1 protein-coding gene is annotated in these 1,723 nt (G+C 78.5%); it reads right to left on the reverse strand.

What is annotated here, in order from left to right; genetic code table 11:
* Positions 1–10 precede the first annotated feature (10 nt).
* A partial coding sequence (locus EYQ95_RS26080) for an ankyrin repeat domain-containing protein (RefSeq protein WP_132332124.1) occupies positions 11–1,723 on the reverse strand: 1,713 nt, incomplete at its 5' end.

A 1,723-nucleotide genomic window follows, 5' to 3' on the forward strand; every position in this document is an offset into this window, starting at 1 on the left:
CGCGTGGTGATCACCGCGTCCGCATGACGCGCGCCGCCGCGCCGCGGCCGAGCAGCACGAACAGCGGGGTCTGGCCGTGGCCGTCGCGGACCCCGGCATCGGCCCCGCGCGCAAGCAGCCAGTCCACGCGCGCCGGATCGGCCACGATCGCGTCGTCGTGCAGCATCAGCCCCAGGTCGGCCGGGGAGAGCAGGTGCAGGACGGAGTCGAGGTCGGTGCGCCCCTCGCGCAGGCCCTCGCGCAGAAGCGCGAGCGGCGTGCGGTCGGGGATGGGCGCGTCCTCGTCCTCGCGCACGGCGGAGGGCAGCGCGTAGCCGGCGTCGAGCGCGGCCACCAGCGACCAGCGCCCGGCCTCGGCGGCGCGGTCGAGCGGGCGCTTGCCCTCGCGGTCGGGCCGGGCCGGGTCCACGCCCAGCGCGAGCAGGCGTTCGATCAGCGCGGGCGTGGCGTTCTCCGACCCGCAGGCCAGCGCGAGCAGCGTGCGGCCGTCGGCGTCGACCGCGCCGGCCTGGGTCGCGCCGCCGTCGGGCAACTGGCGCAGCAACTGCTCGACGACCGCCAGGTGGCCGCCGCGCGCGGCCTCCATCAGCGGCGTGCGCCCGTGGGCGTCGGCCAGCGCCGGGTCGGCGCCCGCCTCGATGAGTTCGGCCACGATGGTTTCGTGCCCGGCGCCGGCGGCCACGTGCAGCGCGGTGCGGCCGCGGGCGTCGCGGGCGTCCACGCGCGCCTTGTTCTTCAGCAGCAGGTGCACACCTGCGGGGTCATCGTCCTCGCTGCCGGCCGCGGCCAGCAGCGCGGGCTGGCCACCGGGCGGCTCGGGACGCGCGCCGCGCTCCAGCAGGAACTTCGCCACGCGCCAGTTGCCGGCCGCGCAGGCCATGCCCAGGGGCGAGAGGCCCTCGGCATTGACCGCCTCCAGCTCGGCGGCCGCATCGCGCAGCAGCGCGGCCACGCCGGGGTCGGTGCTGCGCGCGGCGAAGTGCAGCGCGGTATTGCCCTCGCCGTCGCGCACGCGCGGATCGGCCCCGTTGGACAGCAGCGTCATCACCGCCTCGGGCCGGCCATGCCAGCTGTCACGGGTGGCGGCCAGCAGCGGCGTCATGCCGGCATGGGCGGCGTTGAGGTCGACGCCCCGGCCGATCAGCGCGCGCAGCAGGCGCAGGTCGGGCAGCACGGCGGCGAGCACGGGCAGCGAGCGCTGGTCGCGGTCGCCCTCGGGCGGGCGGGCGTGCACATCGGCACCGGCGTCGATCAGCGCCAGCGCGCGTTCGACCCGGCCGCCGCGCGCGGCGGCATAGAGTTCGACCGCGAGGGCGCGCGGATCCGCCGCGGGCACGGCGGGCGCCGGTGCGCCGAGCGATGCCGGCGCGGGCGCGGCCCCGGCGGCGTCGACCTGGGCGCGGGGCGCGGCGACCGCGGCCGCCACGGGCGCGGGGGCGGGGGTGATGCCCGCCTCCTCGTCCATCCGCAATGCGTCGGCGTGCTGCATGGCGCGGTGCAGCAGGGGCGCGGCGACCACGAGTGCGGCCACCGCGACCGCACGCGAGGTGCCCTGCAACAGCCCCGGCCAGCCCAGCGCCAAGGCGACGCCGACGAGACCGAGCACCGCCACCGCCACCGCCAGGCCGCGCCAGGCGGCACGGTCGCGCCGGGAAGCAGGACGCGGCGGACGACGGGGGTGGCTGGGAACATGCGGGCACCGGGCGTGAAGGACCGGCCGATG

It is taken from the genome of Lysobacter sp. N42, assembly GCF_004344885.1.